Here is an 18,030-nt window from a genome sequence, read left to right as displayed (position 1 = left end):
TTAAAATATTTTGGTAGCACCATAAAGCATTATGTATAAAACATAAATTTAGAAAGCTTTAATGGCTAAAACTTGTGATTATACTTATTTTTTTTTAAATTTAGGTTAATCACCAACCCAAATTTACTGTTCCATTTTGATTTACACTATGTTGTTTTTCTATTCCTACGCCACTGTCATCTAAAGGTCTGCATACATCTCCTTTTTTTACATTTCCTTCAATGATTTGCGCATAAGATAATTTCGGTGTTGAGTGTATAATTTTTACCATTCCATTTTTAGTTTCAATTCTTGCAGTGTTTTCCTTTGTATAAGAATCTTTTATAACTTCACCCAAAGAATAGCATTCATAAATATCATCATTGGTTAATGTTTGCGAAAATATAATCTCATTGTTACTAACTTGTGCAACCTTTAAAGGATAAATAGCATTTAAAATATCATCTGAAATTTTCTTTGCGATTTTTTCGCTTACTTTTTCACTAGCTATTAAAGAATTATCTTTTAAGTTTACTTTCATAGTTAAAGTATTTGAAAATTTAATTTGTCTTGTTGCAAATAATAGTACTCTATAATCAACCACAATCTCAATTTTATTTTTATTTCCATTAGCTGCAGCATCTATACCACTAACATTAAATAATAATATATAATCTGTTGCCAAGACATTTTTTAGCTTATAAATTTCATCAGAATTAGCATCATCTGATTTAATAAGAGATTTTTCCATATCATAATATCCCTTACTATCTCTATCTAAAACATTAAATTTCCTACTTTGAAGCAAATCGGTGATAATTTTTTGCTGTAAAATATTACCAAACTCTCTATAATTAGAAGAGGTATTAAACACTGTAATACTTCTTCTACTATCTGATTTATGACCTGGAATATCATAAGCTTTTTTTACCGTAGATTTAAAAATTTCTACTGAAGCAATATATTTATTTCCGTTTTCTTCTACATTTATAATTTTATAAGAATCAATTTTTCCACTGGTAGCTTTTAATAAATTTTCACTATATAGCTCTTTTAAATTAGTATTTTCACCATCACTAATCATAAAAGCATTTGATGTTTTTATAGAATTTATACTAACTCCATTAATTTTTCCTACAGCTTCAACAATTGCATTATTAATTGCTTCTTCTCTAGTTAAACCTGTTCCTTCCCCTACACTTGTTTTTGTAGAGACAGATGTAACAACCTTTGCATTTAAATTTAATCCTAAAATTAAAATTAATATAGCTATATTAATAATTTTCATCTTATACACCCTTAAAAATCATCAATATCATTGACTACATTAGATTTTCTTTGTATATTAGCTGGATTTTTAGGTGTTTGTTGATTTTTTCCTTCTTGATTTTGATTTGAATTTAAAGCTTCATTTGTATTTTTTAAATTATCATAAGAATAATATCTCACAGCACCAACAAATTCTACCCCATTTTCTCCTGTATAATTCCAAGTTTTAAGTGTTCTAATGCCTCTTAATTTACCACTAGCACTGGCCTTAATCTGTGTTTTAACTTTATCTATAATATTTGCTATAGTTTGCTCTTGATCTTGTACAGAATTATCATTTATATTCAGACTCTGCTTAATAAGCTCCTCATAATGTTCACCTGCAACTCTTTCATCTTTAAAACTTGAATTTGTATTTACAAATTCTAAGATAGCAGCGTCTGCTTGAGTGGAAGCATTTTTCTTAGCATCATCTTCTAGGCGATTTGTCATTTTATTATTAGCATTTGGCACAAAACCCCAATTTCCATAACTTAAAATAACAGGAGCCCCATTTTCATCATAAATTAAACGAATTCCATATTCATTTAAATAAGATTTCTCATCCTTAGGTAAATAATCATTTATAGATCTTCCTTTACCTACAATCAAACTTTTTCTACCCAAACTCATATCTTTTGCAATTTGTCTAGTTTTATTAGAGATAACAGCTATTACACCGACTTGATATTCTCCTCTTTTTTGTGTAATAATTGTTTGTACAGGAATTAAACCACTCATACTCCTAAAAGCAGAAGTTAAATTTTTAATTAAAAATTGTTCTTTAAATAGAGTTTTTTTCCTTTCCTCGGTTAAACCACTAACATTTATACCCATATCTTGCAAAGCCTTATCTAATTTTGCGCCAGCTAATTGTGTTACTTTATCTATAATTTGAGAAAAAGTTCCTCCTTTTGATAGCTCTTCAAACTCTCTTGCATTAGTTGAATTATCAGCTTCATAATTACTTATCTTCTCAGTACTCATACGCCCAAAAGCATCTTTGATAAATTCCACTTGAAGATTTAATAAAGCTTTTTGATAAGAAAGTTGTAAAGCTTTTGAAAATTGAGGATCTGTATCATTTACCAAAACATCAGCTCTACCAATATAAAATGTTCTTCCTTTTTCAGTTTGTCCATATTCTATGCCGTATTGCTCTTTAAATTCGTTAAAAAAATTATCTAAATTTTTAGGCATATTTTCATTAATACTAGATATTTCATTTTGAATTTTTACATCCTCTTGAGTAATTTCATCTTGTGCAAAAATAAAATTTGCTAAACATAAAAAACCTATCCATAATATCTTTTTCATTCTTATCCTAGTTTATAATTATTACCAACTTACAGTTTTGCTAGACCCAAGTTTATTGATTCTATTTGTTTTTTGCCATACTACCAAACCACTAACTTTTTCAGCTAACTTCATAACAAAAAAGTATTCCACTTGGGTTTTTCCATTGCTTAGCTTTACATTTTTTTGATCTAATCTACCTTGTAAAGTTAAAGATGCGCTAATTTGTGTGTAATTTTTTGAAACCGTAGCTTTGTCATATCTATCATCATCTTTATCACTCATAACATCATCCATATTGTTTTGAGTGGCAGTATCATTACCTTGAGTAGCTGAAGCTGCAAATTTACCTGAATTGATAAGTTCTTCTACCATTAAATCAGTTAAATTCCTTGTATCCACCCTTAAAGCAGTGTTATTTACTACATCATAAACTGCAACAATAGCCTTGCCTGAATTTCCTATTTTATTTACAACATAAGCTGAATTAAATAAACTATTTAACATTTCTTTTGCGGTATTATCAAAATCTTCTCCAGTTAAACTCATACTTAAAGAATCACCTTGTTTTACTTTAGCTGCAGTACCATCTACATAAGTTGGTTGTTGCATACAAGCACTAAATAAAACACCAACAGCTACAATACTTGTCAAGATTTTAATTTTTTTCATATTTTTTCCTTTTATTTAATATAGATTTTGTATTTTTTTATTTTCTTATCAGTAGCAATATTTTGCACAATATGCTCTTGTCTAGCCATTAATCTAATAGTTTTATAATTTCTATCTATAGTATTTTTTACTACAAAACCATCTTTATCAAACCATTCTATTTTGTAAGAAAGCTCCTTATTAACTGAGCTATAAAAAACTATTTGGACCTCCAATAAACCTGAATCGCCAATTCTCTCTTTAACGCTTTTAACATTGGCATGTTTAATTTTACCAATGTCATCTTGGGAAAACAAAAACATGCAACTTAAAAGTAGAAAAATTATTTTTTTCATTTTTCTATCACATTAATATTAGGTGTAATATTTGGTGCAAAAGAACGAACTATAATCAAAACATTCTTTTTTAAATTCACTTTTTGGTTAAATAATACCTCTTTATTAGGTGTTTGGATAACAACATTACCATTATTTTCAACCACAACAACTCCTATACTTTGCGGCAATCCTCTCCAAGATCTAACATCTGCTTTAGTTACCATTGCTGTTGTAATCCCACTAGCTAAACTTAAAATTCCTCCTGTTGAGTCATTATTAGCCACTGCTGCATTTACAATTGTTTTTAAAATAGCAGAACTTATAGCCTTTGTAACTATTGCCGGTTGTTCAAATTTAAATTCACTCGCAACCACATCATCTAAATTTACTAATTTTGTAGTATTAACATCATTTACACTAAGATGATCAAAAGATTGACTTCTTTTTTTCAAAGTCGGTAAAGCAATTGATGCTGAAGTTATCGCATCATTTAAAATTAACGGTAAAGTAAGTTTAAATTCATCTTTTATCACACCAAAACCATTTTCATATACCACAAAAATATATTTTTTATTTTTTTTAGCAGAATTAATTACTTTCCATTCTTTATTAATTTCATTATTTTTAGAATTTAAAATTCTAATTTCTTTAAATAAATCCTTAGCTATAGTATAATCTTGATTCATAAAATAAAAAATCGAAGCAAGGTAAGTTGCGTAAGGATTGGTAAATTTTTCACTCGTTGAAAATTCTTCAAATAAATTAACATATTGAGCATTTATTTCTTTAGCTGAATCATTAAAATTCTTTGTAAAATTTGGGTCTTCTTTTTTAGCTTTTTCTAAATCTGCTTTATTTTTTGCAATTTGATTTTTAAAATAATCTTTTGCCCTATCTTGACGTAATAATGCTCTTTTAAATTCAACTCTAGCATTATTATGATCACCTTCGCTCATAAAATTTAAACCCTTATAAACATTTACCATAATTCTTTCATATAAAGATCCATCATAATCTAACATATCATCATTAATTAAAGTAGTTGCTGTAGTTTTTAGAATTTTTTCAGCGCCATTTCTAAGATCAACATCGACTTGATATGAATTTTCTACCTTATCAAAAAAATCATTACTAAGATTAAAATCACCGCAATTTCTTGCGATCAACCCTACATTTAATCCCACATAAACTGCATCATCTTTTTTGTCCACCTTACTCATTTCCTGAGTAAAAAAATCATCTGAACAAAATTTCTGAGTTAATTTTTGCTCTAAGTCATTGTTTACTTTTGCATGATCAGCACAAGCAGTAAATATAAATATTATTGCACTCATAAGACAAAATAAAATTTTAGTTTTCATAAATAATCCTCAAATAGTGTTTAAAAGGTTGGAATTGTACAAAAAGAATAATTAAAGATTAATTATTTTTAAACCCAAAAAATATATTTTTGGGTTCTTTATTATTAAAGCTCTGGTTTTGGAGTTTTTTCAGTAGCTTTTGGAAGTTGTGGATAAGTGATAGTTGGTTTTTTACCTGTTAAAGTATTTAAAAATTTTTCAATAGAAGCTGCTTCTTTATCAGAAATTTCTATACCAAGTTGAACACTACCCATTTCCTTGATAGCATCTTGCAACGACCAAATAGCACCATTGTGGAAATAAGGTGCAGTTTCAGCTATATTTCTTAAAGTAGGAGTCTTAACTAAACCATTAGCATCACCTTTAAAATCTCCAACATTTGCAAATTTATATTGTGCAGCCACTTGAAAAGCTTGCATGCTTCCACCTAAATTTACACCAGTATGACAAGCTGTACATCCTTTATCAATGAAAGTTTTTAAACCTTCTTGCTCTTTTTTATTTAAAGCTCTTGTATCACCTTCTAAGAATTTATCAAATTTAGATGGAGTTAAAAGTGTTCTTTCAAAAGTCGCTATCGCATCAGCGATATTATCAAAAGTTACTCCATCGTTTCCATAAACTTTTTTAAATTCTTTTACATATTCCGGCATAGAAGCAATTTTTTCAACAGCTAGCTTTGCTGGAGTTGCCATTTCAGGTTCTGCTTCAATAGGACCTTTTGCTTGATCTGCTAAAGTACCTGCTCTACCATCCCAAAATTGAGTTGAATTTAAAACAGAATTGTATGTCGTTGGAGAATTTAAATGATGAGGGTTTTCTGTCCATTTATGTCCAACAGCAGCTTCAACACCATCAGCACCACCCATGCCTAAGTTATGACAGGTATTACATGAAATCAAACCACTTTTTGAAAGTCTTGGTTCAAAATACAATTTTTTTCCAAGATTTACTTTTTCTTTAGAGAATTTACTTGCTTTTACACCCATTTGATCTAGCATTTTTTCAACCCCAGCTTGATCTTTTGGTAAAGGCATTAAACCAGCAGCTTTAGCTTCTTCTAACAATGCTTTGTCAGCAAATGCTGAAGTCGCAACTAATAATGAAGATGCAATCAATAATGGAATTTTTTTCATCATTTTACTCCTAAAAATAAGATAAAATAAAGCCTAAATTAATAAACTTTATGAAAATATATCTATAATTTTCTTTAAATAAGATAAAAAATTATAATCAAAAAATAAAAATTATTATGAAATATAATCCTTATTAAAACTTATTTTCAGCGTTATTTTATTATCATTTCCATTCACTATAAATATAGTAGGAAAAATTAATGGAAAATTTAATCATTTATCTTTTAGCATATCTTATAGGAGGTATTCCTTTTGGCTTAATACTTACCCAAATTTTTGCCAAAACTAATATTAAAAATTTCGGTAGTAAAAGTATAGGTGCAACTAATGTTTTAAGAGTTTTAAAAGAAAATAATCCGCAATTAGCTAAAAAACTTGCTATTACCACGGTGGTACTAGACGCTTTAAAAGGCATTGTGCCTATTTTGATAGCTAAATTTTTAAATTATGATGATAATATTTTATGGACCATGGCTGTTTTGGCAGTTTTTGGACATTGTTTTTCTCCATATTTAAAATTTGAAGGTGGCAAAGGAATTGCTACTGGAGCTGGTGTGTTGATCTTGTTTTTACCCTTAGAAATACTTGTAGCTATTATAGCTTGGTTTCTTACAGGAAAAATTTTCAAAATTTCTAGCTTAGCCTCACTCATAGCTTTACTAGTTTTAATCATTTCATCATTTATATTCCACTATGACATTCCAGTTATAAATACACATGCCCCTATATTTATTATCGCATTTATAGTCGTTTATAAACATATTCCTAATATTGTGAGATTAATAGGAAAAAAAGAATGCAAAGTCATATAAAAATCAATTTAGAATTTAAGTGCATTATAGGACTTTTGGATTTTGAGAGAATTCAAGAACAAAAAATCCTAATAGATTTGGAAGCTAAAAGTGAAAAATTTCTCGATTATGCTAAATTATGTAAACGTATAGAAAAAATTTATAAAAAGAAAAAATTCAAAACTATAGAAAAATCTTTAAAGTATGTATGTAAAAATATAAAAAAACATCATAAAAAAGTTAAATTTATATCTATAACTTGCTATAAGCCAGATATTATAGCTAATGCCAAAGTCGGTGTTACCTTAACTAAAAAATATTAAAATATTTTTAAAGAATTTTGAATATTTGCTTAATTTGTGATATACTTGCTTCCTAAAATTATCCTTAAAGGAATATAATGCGTATTTTAGTAGTAGAAGATGAAGCAACTCTAAATAAGACAATTGTAAACACTTTAAATGAATTTGGTTATCAAACAGACTCTTCTGAAAATTTTAAAGATGCTGAATATTTTATAGGTATTCGACATTATGACCTAGTATTAACAAATTGGTTAATTGAAAGCAGTGATGCGAGTGATTTAATAAATATAATCAAACAAAAATCACCTAGAACAGCCATTGTAGCACTTTGTTCTAAAGCAGATAAAGATAATGAAATTAAAGCATTAAAAGTTGGTGCTGATGATTTTATAAAAAAACCTTTAGATTATGATATTTTAATGGCTAGAATAGAAGCTAGGCTTAGATTTGGTGGAACTAATATTATTAAAATTGATGATTTAACAATAGATCCAGATGAAGAAAAAATCACTTATCAAGGAAAAGATATAGAATTAAAAGGAAAACCTTTTGAGGTTTTAACACATTTAGCAAGACACTCTGATCAAATAGTATCCAAGGAACAACTTTTAGATGCAATTTGGGAAGAACCTGAACTTGTAACTCCAAATGTTATAGAAGTAGCAATTAATCAAATAAGACAAAAAATGGATAAACCTTTAAATATTTCTACTATAGAAACTGTACGTCGCAGAGGATATCGCTTTTGTTTTCCTAAAAAATCAAATTAAATATTAAAATGGAATTTCAAAATACAAATAATGAGATTTCATTTTCTTTCTTTTTAAATTACATATAAGTTTTTATATAGTATAAGTTTTTCACTATTTATAAAAAGGAAAAGAATGTCACTTTTAATCACCAGAGATTGTATATCATGTGATGCCTGTAGGGAAGAATGTCCTGATGAGGCAATTTACGATAATGATCCAATTTATGTAATAGATCCTGATTTATGCACAGAATGTGTTAATGAATTTTCAGAGCCAGCCTGTATAGTAGCTTGTCCTGTTGATTGTATTATTCCTGATCCTGACAATGTTGAAAGTATTGAAGAACTTCGCTTAAAACACAAAAATAAAGCTTATTAATGGCTAAAAAAACTACAGTAATTGATCTTGGTTCAAATTCCATCCGCATGGTTATTTTTGAAAGAACATCAAGGTATGGTTTTTATATTTGTAGTGAGTACAAAAAAAAAGTTCGTCTTGGAGAAAATGCCTATAACAACAATAAAATTCTTCAAGAAAGTGCAATGTATAAAGCTGAACAAGCTCTAGCTTATTTTAAAGAAAAAGCTTTGAAAGAAAAGTGCAATAAGATTATCGCAGTTGGGACTTCAGCTTTAAGAGATGCGCCAAATTCTAAAGATTTCATAAAAAGGATTATGCGCAATGTTGGTTTAAATATAAAATGCATCAATGGCAAAACAGAATCCTTTCTCGGTGGTCTTGCTGCATTAAATTTATTATCAAATACACAAAATGCCACGACTATAGATATAGGTGGTGGATCTACAGAATTATGCTTGATAAAAAATGGTAAAATTATTGATTGTCTTTCTTTAGATATTGGAACTGTAAGGCTTAAAGAGTTGTTTTATGATAATAAAAAATTTAATGCTTTAGATAAATTTATACAAGAAATTTTAATACAAATTCCAAAAAAATTTCATAATGACAATATTATAGCAATTGGTGGAAGTTTAAGGGCTATATCTACCTCCATTATGAAAAAAAATTCTTATCCTTTGAAAATACTTCATAATTTTTGCTATGAATTCGAAAAAGAAAAAAATCACATAGAAAAAATTTTAAATGCAAAAAATTTGATTGATTTTAATATAAAAAAAGATCGCTTTGACACCATAAAAGAAGGTTGTGTGATATTCCTTGCATTGCTTAAAAATTTAAAAGCAAAAAGAATTATTACATCGGCAGTTGGGGTAAGAGAGGGAGTCTTTTTATCTAATATTTTCGCTAAGCATAATAAAATTCAAGAACAAACAGATGACTTTTTAAAATTTAATTCCAAATTTCCTCCAAATTTTAATCCAAGTTTAAAATCTTTGCAAGATCGCTTTAGCGTGAATTATCCTAATAAAATTGCGTACTTTGCTAATAAAATTTTTGATACTTTAGAACCTTTGCACAATATAGACAAATGTTACAAAAATGATTTGATCAATGCAGCGAAGATAGCTTTAATTGGAGAGAAAATAAATTTTTATTTTTCAAATGAACATAGTGCATACATGGCATTAAATGGGTTAAATTTTGGATACTCTCATCAAGAGTTAGCATTGATTTTTACTTTATTAAAATTAGATGGTAAAAAAATAAATCCTTACACAATAGAATATTTTAAAATTTTATTACCAAACACCCATATTCTTTCTTGGTTAAATTTCATACTAGCTTTAGCAAAAAAACTCGCAAAAGATACGAATGAAAATCTTAATTTTGTATTAAAAAATCATACTTTATATATTTATTTGAATGATAAAGAAATATATTTTTCTAATGATGAAATCAAAAAGATAGCAAAACCAAAACTCATAGTTTTAGCATTTAATCAGAAAATATAATTTTTATTTTTGTTTTGATAATAAATCTTGCAATCTTTGTTTATTTTCTTCAAAATAAGAATTAAAATCTTTTTCTTGAGTCTCTTTAGGAGTTAATTTTAAAGAATTTTCTTCCATTGAAATTTGATTTGACTCTAAAACAATATTAGAGTTTCCAACTACCATGGTATAACGCTTCATTCCATATTCAAATACCACAAGTTGATTATGTCTGTCAAGTGGTCTTTGAAAAATTAAATTAAAATTTCTATCTAAAGGATATCTTTGTCTTAGATAAATTTTTAAAATCCACAACCCGACAAGTAAAAGTATTAAAACACTCATAACCAAAATATAAGTTGTAAAATCATATTCATTTTGCTTGGTATCCATCTGCATTTCTTTAGTTTGCAATGGCTTTTGAACAATTCCTTCTTTTTGAACACGCAATCTTAACACATACTGATCTACATCAGCTTTTAATTCCACATTTTCTCCCGTGTCTAAAACTACCAAAGTTTTTTCTTTTTGAGAAAATATTTTAATCTTTTTTACGAAATTAGAATTTATAACTTTATCTTCTTCTTTTGAAATTTTTGCATTTAATGTTACGATGAGAGTATTGCCTTTTTTATTTTGACTCACACCTCCTTTATAAGGCGTATCAAAAGAAAAAGTGATATCAACTCTATCATCTCTTGTATAAATATTATAATCTACTATTTTTGCAGCAAAAAGTGGTAAAGCTAAAATAAAAAGCAGCAAAAACCTCATTGCAATTCTTTTTTAAAGTATTGTAATACTGATTTAGAATCTAAAATTTCATTTATTCTAATGGCGAGATTTTTTTCATATACCATTACTTCGCCCTTACCAAAAATCCTTTTGTTTAAATAAAGTTCAACACTTTCTCCAGCGGGCTTTTCAAGATCTATCACTGAGCCTACTTCAAGCTTTAACAACTCTTTGACACTCATATTTGTAGTGCCAAGTTCACTAACAAAATCTACACTAATATCTAAAATTTCTTCATAAGATTGTAATAACCCCAGATGATCTTCCATCATAAACTCTTATATCCTATTCTAAAACTAGAATTCTTTAAATTATAAGTAAATTTTTCCTTTAATTTAATAGACGAAAGTTTTTCTACATGACCTAAATATTCTGGCACGCCAAGCTTAAATTCATCTTTTCCATTAGTATCATTAAGTAACTTTTTAGCATAACCTACAATTTGATTAGCAATTTCCTTAACTAAATCTGCCAAACCATCTTCTTTTAATTTATCATGCAATAAAACTGCAGCTATTTCATTTAAAGCTTCTTTTTGAAAAAACAGATAAAAACTATATTCTTTGTCTTTAAAATATATAGGAATAGAAGCTCCATAAAGCTCTCCTCTTATAGTGTTTGTTGATTCTATTTTAAATTTCAAAACTTGTACAAAAAAATGGTGTATAGAATATTCTAAAGTTTTATTCATAACAAATCCTTACAAAAGCTCGATTTTTAATAGAAATTATTTTACTAAATAAACCTTTAATCATAATTAATAATTTAACTATAAAATACATATAAAAATTAAAGGGAAAATAGTGTTTATAGAAAATTTTGATTTAAATGAAAAAGTTTTTATCATCGCTGAACTTTCTGCTAATCATGCAAATGATTTAAATACAGCTTTAAAAACTATAAAAGCAGCTAAAAAAGCAGGCGCTGATGCTATAAAATTACAAACTTATACCCCAGATAGCCTAACCTTAAATTCAAATAAAGATGATTTTTTGATAAAAGATGGATTATGGAAAGGGAGAAAACTCTATGAGCTATACGAAGAGGCCAAAACTCCTTATGAGTGGCACAAAGAACTTTTTGAATGCGCAAAGAAAGAAAATCTAATGTGCTTTTCTAGTCCGTTTAGTAAAATAGATCTTGATTTTTTAAAACAATTTAATCCACCAGCTTATAAAATAGCTTCCTTTGAAGTTAATGATTATGATTTTGTAAGATATGTTGCAAAAGAAAAAAAACCTACTTTAATATCAACTGGAATTGCTTACGAAGAAGAATTAAATGAAATTATCAAGATTTTTCAAGAAGAACAAAACCCAAATTTAATTTTACTAAAATGTACCTCTGCTTATCCATCTAAAATAGAAGATTTAAATTTAAATGCTATTATCACTTTAAAACAAAAATTTAATACAACTATAGGCTTAAGTGATCATAGCGAAGGTTTTTTAGCTCCCGTTTTAGCTGTCGCACTGGGAGCTAGAGTAATAGAAAAACATTTTATGCTCGATAAAACTTTACAAAGTGCTGATGCTAATTTTAGTCTTGATTTTGACGAATTTAAACAAATGTGTCATATGGTACGTTTAAGTGAAAATGCCTTGGGAAAAAATGATATAAAATTAGATAATAATACCTTAAAAAATCGCCATTTTGCAAGAAGTTTATATGCTAGCAAAGATATAAAAAAAGGGGAAATTTTTACTTTAGATAATGTCAAAAGCATAAGACCTAACTTAGGCCTACACCCCAAATTTTTAAATTCGATCTTGGGAAAAAAAGCTACTAAAAATATAGATTTTGCTCAAGCTTTAAAAGAAAGTGATTTTGAAGGAAATTAATGCAAGAAAATTTATTTGATAAAAATATCAATGCTTTAAAAGATAAAAGATTAAAAGAAAAATTACAAAATTTTAATGAAAGAAAATTTCAAGTTCAAATAGGAGATGATAGCTTAGATATCAATTTTATAAAAGAAAATTATGGGGGGGGGTATAATAAAATTTATGATGATGCTCTTTTTGATTTGCATGAAAAAATTAAAACTTATGATGATAAATATTTTTTATATCCCATACTTTATTTTTATGGTTTTGGAAATGGAATTTTATATAAAGTGCTATTACAAAACAAACATCATCAAAAAATAGTAGTTTTCGAACAAGAACTAGAATTTATTTTTCTTAGTTTTCATTATATTGATTTTAGCGAAGAATTAAAAACCAACTCTTTAATCATTTTTGATACTAGCGCCATAAATATAAATGATTTTGAAAGAATCTGCAGACATTCTCCATTTTTTAATTTTTTGCGAGTTTATTTTTTAGACTTACATTGTGATTATTATGAAAAATATCAAGATGATATCTTAAAAATAAATAGACAAATGCAAGAGCATATAAAGAAAATTATTTATGGTTTTGGAAATGACTCAAAGGATTCTTTGATCGGGGTGCAAAATTTTATACATAATATTCCAAATATTGTTTCTTGTATCACTTTTAAAGAATTACTTAAAAAAAGAAGCAATGCAAGAGAAAATGCCATAATAGTTTCTACAGGTCCTTCTTTAATAAAACAATTACCGCTTTTAAAACAATACTCTAATAAAGCAACAATATTTTGTGCTGATAGTGCTTATCCTATACTTGCAAAATACAATATAAAACCTGATTATGTTTTATCTTTAGAAAGAGTTGATTTTACTAGTGAATTTTTTAATAATGATTTTGGAGAATTTGATAAAGATATAGTTTTTGTTTTAAAATATTTAACACACCCTAATACTTTTAAATATTTGAATAAAAAACAAACTAATATTACAATTATATCTGAATATTCTCCTTGTATAAATTTTATAGGACTAAATGATTTTGGTTATATATACACCGGAAGTAGTGTTGCAGTAATGGGTTATATGCTAGCAATGCATTTAAAACATCAAAATATTATTTTAATAGGTCAAGATTTAGCTTATGCAAATGATGGTGCTTCCCATCCTGAAGAGTATCACTACGGAAAATATGATACTTATGATCCCAAAGATATAGATTATAATTTAAAAACTACCGCTTATGGAGGTAAAGGAGAAGTTAAAACTACAACAACTTGGAATTTATTTAAAATTCAACTTGAAGAGGCTATTTTTAATGTCAAACAACTATGCAATATCACTACTTACAATGCAACAGAAGGTGGAGCTAGGATAGAAGGAGCTATAGAAAAGTCTTTTAAAGAACTTTGCGAGAATATATTAGATAAAAACTTTGAAAAATCATTTAAGAATTTAGAAAAATTAAACCATAAAAGACAAATAGAATTAAAACTAAAAGCCTTTTATAATATATATGAGATAATTAAATTTTGTCAAGATTTAGAAAAAGAATGTATAAATATTCATAATCACATAAGTTTTTTGAGCTCTGATGAGCAAAATTTTACAATTTTAATTAAAAAGCTTGATGAATTTAAAACTAAAATAGAAAAAAATTCTATTATAGCATCCATAACTACTTCTATCAACATACAATTTGACTTAAATTTAGCTAGAATTTTTGTCTTAAACCCAAAAACAAAAGAAGATAGTTTTAACAAAACTCTACTATGGATACAAGAACACTTAGAATGGATTACCATGTTAGAAGAGCATATAAAAACTTTAAGAAAAACTTTAGAACATTCTTCTTTGTTTTTAGAAGAAAATTTAAAACAACACAATTTACACAGGCAAATTCAAAAAATAAAATCTACTAAACTTAAACAAAGAATTTTTACTTTCAAACCTATGAATTTTATTTAATGCCATTTTGATATAATTAAAAAATGGCTTAATAAAAATTTATGGGAAAAATATGAATAAAGAATTGTTTTTAAAAAATACTCAAGCTTTATTTGAAGTTGATCAAATTTTAGCTTACGAGCTTAGAAAAATCTCAACTACTATTCGTTTTAAATTAATACAAAATCAAATATTTGATGAAAAAAATCAAGTATTTTTAGATAAGAATCACAACTTCGATAAAGATAAATTTGAACTTTATCCTGTGTTGTTTTTTTATGGTTTTGGGGATGGAACTTTTTTTACAGAATTAAATGCAAATAAAAATTTAAAACATATAATTATTTTTGAAAAAGAATTAGAAATTTTATATTTAGCCTTTCATCTATATGATTTTAGTCTTTTTTTAAAAAAAGAAAAACTAATTTTATTTTTTACACCACATATCACTACAGCTCAACTTAAAATTCTCTTTGATTATCCTAATATCAAACATACTATGAAAATTTTTAATTTTCATTTTTACAATGATTTTTACTTAAATTTTTATTCTGATGAAGCTAATGTTTTACTTCAAAATTTACTAAACATTATCAAAACTTTAGTTTTAAGCAGAGGTAATGATCCAAAAGATGCCCTAATGGGTATAAAACATAATATTATTAATCTTGAAAAAATCATTTCTCATATGCCTTTTAAAAATTTCTTAAAAGAAAGGAAAAATAAAGCAAAAAATGTTATTATAGTATCTACTGGACCATCTCTTACAAAACAACTTCCTTTGCTTAAAAAATATCAAGAAAATGTGATAATTTTTAGCGCTGATAGTTCATATCATATACTAGCAAAATATGATATCAAACCTGATTATGTTTTTTCTTTAGAAAGAGTTGATTTTACTAGTGAATTTTTTAATAACGATTTTGGCGAATTTGATAATAATATTTTATTTATTATATCCTCTTTAACTCATCCTAAAACTATAGAGTATTTAGAACAAAATAATAGAAATTATATGCTTGTCTTAAGGCCTTTATTTTTTGAAAGTAAACTTGGTTTAAATGAATATGGATTTTTAGGGAGTGGCATTAGTGTGGCTAATATGGCTTATGAACTAGCTGGTGCTTTAAAATTTGAAAATATTATTTTAATAGGGCAAGATCTAGCGTATGCAAAAGATGGCACTTCACACCCAAAAGAACACCTATATGGAGAACAAGGAGATGAAGAACTTTTTTATAAAAATATCTGTGCTTATGGTGGAAAAGGAGAGGTTAAGACTCAACTAACTTGGTATTTATTTTTAAAAAGTTTTGAAAAAGATGTTGCTTTAGCAAGAGATATTTTAAAAATCACAACTTATAATGCAACTGAAGGTGGAGCTAGGATAGAAGGAACCATAGAAAAGCCTTTTAAAGAACTTTGTGAGAATTTATTAACTCAAAAATTAGATAAAAAAATATTTTTACAAGCTCCAAAAAATGTAGAAAAAACACTAAAAAAATGCAAAGAAAAACTAAAAAAGCAAATAAGACAAAGTGAATTGTTTGTAAAAGAATGTCAAAAAGCTATTGCAGAAAAAAATATAGCAAAATTAGAAAAACTCAGACTAAAAATTCCAAAAAGTGATTTTTTTTCCGATATACTACACGCTAGATGTTATCAAAATGAATGTGAAGTTGTAAAATACCAAGTTAATAAAGAAAGAAATGAGAAAATATATCTGCAAGAGCAAATCAATTTCTTTGAAGAAATCATTCTTTATCTGGAAGAATATAATAAAACTATAAAAGAAAATTTAAAAGAGTAATTATGGATAAAAATTTATACACAAAAAATATTAACGCCTTAAATCCAATTTTTAAAGATACATTTAAACAAATCACTTCATCAGCATATAAAATAATACAAGGAAAAGATCCTTTAGATATAAATATTAGTGATAGACAAGGTCGAGCCATTTACCAAAATCCTCTTAAAGAATTAAATATGATGCTAAATCACTATAACCAAAATTTTAGTCTTTATCCTGTATTGTATTTTTATGGCTTTGGCAATGGTATTTTATACAAAGCCTTGCTTCAAAATCCGAATTTAAAACATATAGTAGTATTTGAAAAAGATTTTGAATTAATACATTTATTGTTTTTTTATATAGATTTTTCTAAAGAGCTTCAAGAAGGTAAACTAATTTTAGCAAAAGATGATGCTGAAAATTCTATGCTACTTTCTTTAATGTCTAAAAATCCTTTTAGAGAATTTATAAGAACATATTTTTTAGAGCCTCATTGCAAATATTATGAACAATACCAAGAAAATATTTTAAATCTAAATACCAAAATACTCTCATGCATTAGAACTATTTCTATTAGTAAGGGCACTAGCACTCAAGATACTTTTCAAGGTATAGAACAATTCATAAATAATATACCAACCATGATTTCCAAACCTTCTTTAAAAGAACTTTTAAAGAAAAGAAAAAATAAAGCAAAAAATGCCATTATAGTATCTACTGGACCATCTCTTACAAAACAACTTCCTTTGCTTAAAAAATATCAAGAAAATGTGGTAATTTTTTGTGCTGATAGCGCTTATCCCATACTACATGAAGCCAGTATTAAACCTGATTATGTTTTTATGGTAGAAAGAAGCGATTTTACAGCAGAATTTTTTAATAATGATTTTGGAAAATTTGATAAAGATATCACTTTTATTTTAACTTCTTTAGTTCATCCAAATGCCATAAAATATTTAGAACAAAATGATAGAAATTTTATGCTTATTTCAAAAGAAACTTTTGAAGTTTATTTTGCATTACACAATTTTGGCTATGTAGATTATGCTATATCAGTAGCACATCTCGCTTTTATATTAGCCAGTTTATTAGAATTTCAAAATATTATTTTTATAGGACAAGATTTAGCTTATAATGATTTAGGCGAATCTCATCCTAAAAATTACAAACATAGTTCAGATTTTGAAAGCAATTTAGATAAAATTCAAACTCTAGCTTATGGTGGTAAAGATTACGTTCAAACTCATATAGCGTGGGATATGTTTAGAGTAAATTTAGAATATTTAATCTCTAACTCTAAAACAACAATTTATAATGCCACTGAAGGTGGAGCTAGGATAGAAGGAACTATAGAAAAACCCTTTAAGGAACTTTGCGAAAATTTATTAACTCAAGTGATTAACAAATCTTTTAATAAACTTAGCAACCCCTTACCTAATAAAAAACAAGAATATCTTTTAAAATTTTACCATAGGACTTTAATTTTACTAAAAAATACTGAGTTTTATATCAAAAAATACACAAAAAAATGTGAATTTATACAAAAAAATACCGATTTAGATAAAATTATAAAATACTTAGACGATTTTGATCTAGATGATTTTAAAGACAACATATTGATCAAACTTTTATTAGCATGTTTTCTTGATCAATTACGCTTTACACTAGGAAAAATTTATGTGATACAAGCATTTGATGAAAATATGCGTTTAGAAAAAACAAAAGCTTGGGTACAATCTCACTTAGAATATTTTAATCTAATATGTGTTAATTTAGAATATTTAAATTCACTCATACTAAAAAATAAGATATTTATAGAAAATGAACTTATACAAAATAAACTAGAAAAATATATCAAAAATGACGATATTTGTAGCAAAAAAAGGTAGACT

The 18,030-nt window shown here is 26.6% G+C and carries 18 protein-coding genes; 9 read left to right on the top strand and 9 right to left on the bottom strand.

The window, feature by feature from the left end; all coding sequences use genetic code 11:
- Positions 1-109: 109 nt before the first annotated feature.
- From CINS_RS00850 to CINS_RS00825, 6 genes are all read right to left on the bottom strand, one after another.
- A complete protein-coding gene (locus CINS_RS00850; RefSeq protein ID WP_039649041.1) occupies positions 110-1,267 on the bottom strand; it encodes a hypothetical protein in 1,158 nt (385 codons plus the stop codon).
- 11 nt (positions 1,268-1,278) lie between these two features.
- A complete protein-coding gene (locus CINS_RS00845; protein WP_039649039.1) occupies positions 1,279-2,604 on the bottom strand; it encodes a DUF6844 domain-containing protein in 1,326 nt (441 codons plus the stop codon).
- Positions 2,605-2,625: 21 nt separating this feature from the next.
- Positions 2,626-3,255, bottom strand: a complete 630-nt coding sequence (locus CINS_RS00840; protein ID WP_039649037.1) for a hypothetical protein — start codon at positions 3,253-3,255, stop codon at positions 2,626-2,628.
- Between the two features lie 11 nt (positions 3,256-3,266).
- The gene (locus CINS_RS00835; protein ID WP_039649036.1) at positions 3,267-3,590 is read right to left on the bottom strand and encodes a putative periplasmic lipoprotein; all 324 of its coding nucleotides are present in this window, start codon (positions 3,588-3,590) and stop codon (positions 3,267-3,269) included.
- A complete protein-coding gene (locus CINS_RS00830; protein ID WP_039649035.1) occupies positions 3,587-4,933 on the bottom strand; it encodes a COG3014 family protein in 1,347 nt (448 codons plus the stop codon). The genes CINS_RS00835 and CINS_RS00830 overlap by 4 nt, the downstream gene beginning before the upstream one ends.
- A 104-nt stretch (positions 4,934-5,037) precedes the next feature.
- A complete protein-coding gene (locus tag CINS_RS00825) occupies positions 5,038-6,069 on the bottom strand; it encodes a cytochrome c551 peroxidase (protein ID WP_039651265.1) in 1,032 nt (343 codons plus the stop codon).
- A gap of 200 nt (positions 6,070-6,269) precedes the next feature.
- Here CINS_RS00825 and plsY point away from each other — a divergent pair, with 200 nt between their 5' ends.
- The 5 genes from plsY (at position 6,270) to CINS_RS00800 (ending at position 9,791) form a co-directional block, all read left to right on the top strand.
- Positions 6,270-6,881 carry a glycerol-3-phosphate 1-O-acyltransferase PlsY gene (plsY, locus tag CINS_RS00820; protein ID WP_039649033.1) on the top strand — a complete coding sequence of 204 codons (612 nt, stop codon included), beginning with the start codon at positions 6,270-6,272 and terminating at the stop codon, positions 6,879-6,881.
- Positions 6,866-7,183, top strand: a complete 318-nt coding sequence (locus CINS_RS00815; protein ID WP_039649031.1) for a dihydroneopterin aldolase — start codon at positions 6,866-6,868, stop codon at positions 7,181-7,183. Before plsY ends, CINS_RS00815 begins: the two co-directional genes overlap by 16 nt.
- Positions 7,184-7,260: 77 nt before the next feature.
- Positions 7,261-7,935: a homeostatic response regulator transcription factor HsrA gene (gene hsrA / locus CINS_RS00810; RefSeq protein ID WP_039649029.1), complete on the top strand. Its 675-nt coding sequence runs from the start codon at positions 7,261-7,263 to the stop codon at positions 7,933-7,935.
- Positions 7,936-8,049: 114 nt separating this feature from the next.
- On the top strand, positions 8,050-8,295 hold the full coding sequence (locus CINS_RS00805; protein ID WP_039649027.1) for a YfhL family 4Fe-4S dicluster ferredoxin: 246 nt from the start codon (positions 8,050-8,052) through the stop codon (positions 8,293-8,295).
- Complete coding sequence (locus CINS_RS00800) at positions 8,295-9,791, top strand: Ppx/GppA phosphatase family protein (protein WP_039649024.1); 1,497 nt, start codon at positions 8,295-8,297, stop codon at positions 9,789-9,791. The genes CINS_RS00805 and CINS_RS00800 overlap by 1 nt, the downstream gene beginning before the upstream one ends.
- Positions 9,792-9,794: 3 nt before the next feature.
- Here the strand turns inward: CINS_RS00800 and CINS_RS00795 are convergent, their stop codons facing one another.
- From CINS_RS00795 to CINS_RS00785, 3 genes are read right to left on the bottom strand one after another with little or no spacing between them, the layout of a single operon-like run.
- Positions 9,795-10,544, bottom strand: coding sequence for a hypothetical protein (locus CINS_RS00795; protein WP_039649022.1), 750 nt, complete (start codon positions 10,542-10,544; stop codon positions 9,795-9,797).
- Entirely contained in the window at positions 10,541-10,837 is a 297-nt protein-coding gene (gene fliN / locus CINS_RS00790) for a flagellar motor switch protein FliN (RefSeq protein ID WP_039649020.1), read from the bottom strand. The genes CINS_RS00795 and fliN overlap by 4 nt, the downstream gene beginning before the upstream one ends.
- Positions 10,834-11,256 (bottom strand): chemotaxis protein CheX, encoded by a 423-nt coding sequence (locus tag CINS_RS00785; protein WP_039649018.1) that lies wholly within the window; start codon positions 11,254-11,256, stop codon positions 10,834-10,836. The genes fliN and CINS_RS00785 overlap by 4 nt, the downstream gene beginning before the upstream one ends.
- Before the next feature lie 112 nt (positions 11,257-11,368).
- Here CINS_RS00785 and pseI point away from each other — a divergent pair, with 112 nt between their 5' ends.
- From pseI to CINS_RS00765, 4 genes are read left to right on the top strand one after another with little or no spacing between them, the layout of a single operon-like run.
- Positions 11,369-12,406, top strand: coding sequence for a pseudaminic acid synthase (pseI, locus tag CINS_RS00780; protein WP_039649016.1), 1,038 nt, complete (start codon positions 11,369-11,371; stop codon positions 12,404-12,406).
- Positions 12,406-14,364, top strand: coding sequence for a motility associated factor glycosyltransferase family protein (locus CINS_RS00775; protein WP_052251929.1), 1,959 nt, complete (start codon positions 12,406-12,408; stop codon positions 14,362-14,364). Before pseI ends, CINS_RS00775 begins: the two co-directional genes overlap by 1 nt.
- Before the next feature lie 52 nt (positions 14,365-14,416).
- Positions 14,417-16,153, top strand: a complete 1,737-nt coding sequence (locus tag CINS_RS00770) for a motility associated factor glycosyltransferase family protein (protein WP_039649015.1) — start codon at positions 14,417-14,419, stop codon at positions 16,151-16,153.
- A gap of 2 nt (positions 16,154-16,155) precedes the next feature.
- Positions 16,156-18,027 (top strand): motility associated factor glycosyltransferase family protein, encoded by a 1,872-nt coding sequence (locus CINS_RS00765; protein ID WP_039649014.1) that lies wholly within the window; start codon positions 16,156-16,158, stop codon positions 18,025-18,027.
- Positions 18,028-18,030 lie beyond the last annotated feature (3 nt).

This window comes from Campylobacter insulaenigrae NCTC 12927, from assembly GCF_000816185.1.
GTDB lineage: Bacteria > Campylobacterota > Campylobacteria > Campylobacterales > Campylobacteraceae > Campylobacter_D > Campylobacter_D insulaenigrae.
Note: the sequence above shows the minus strand (reverse complement) of the source record. Positions and strands in the feature narration are given on the sequence as shown.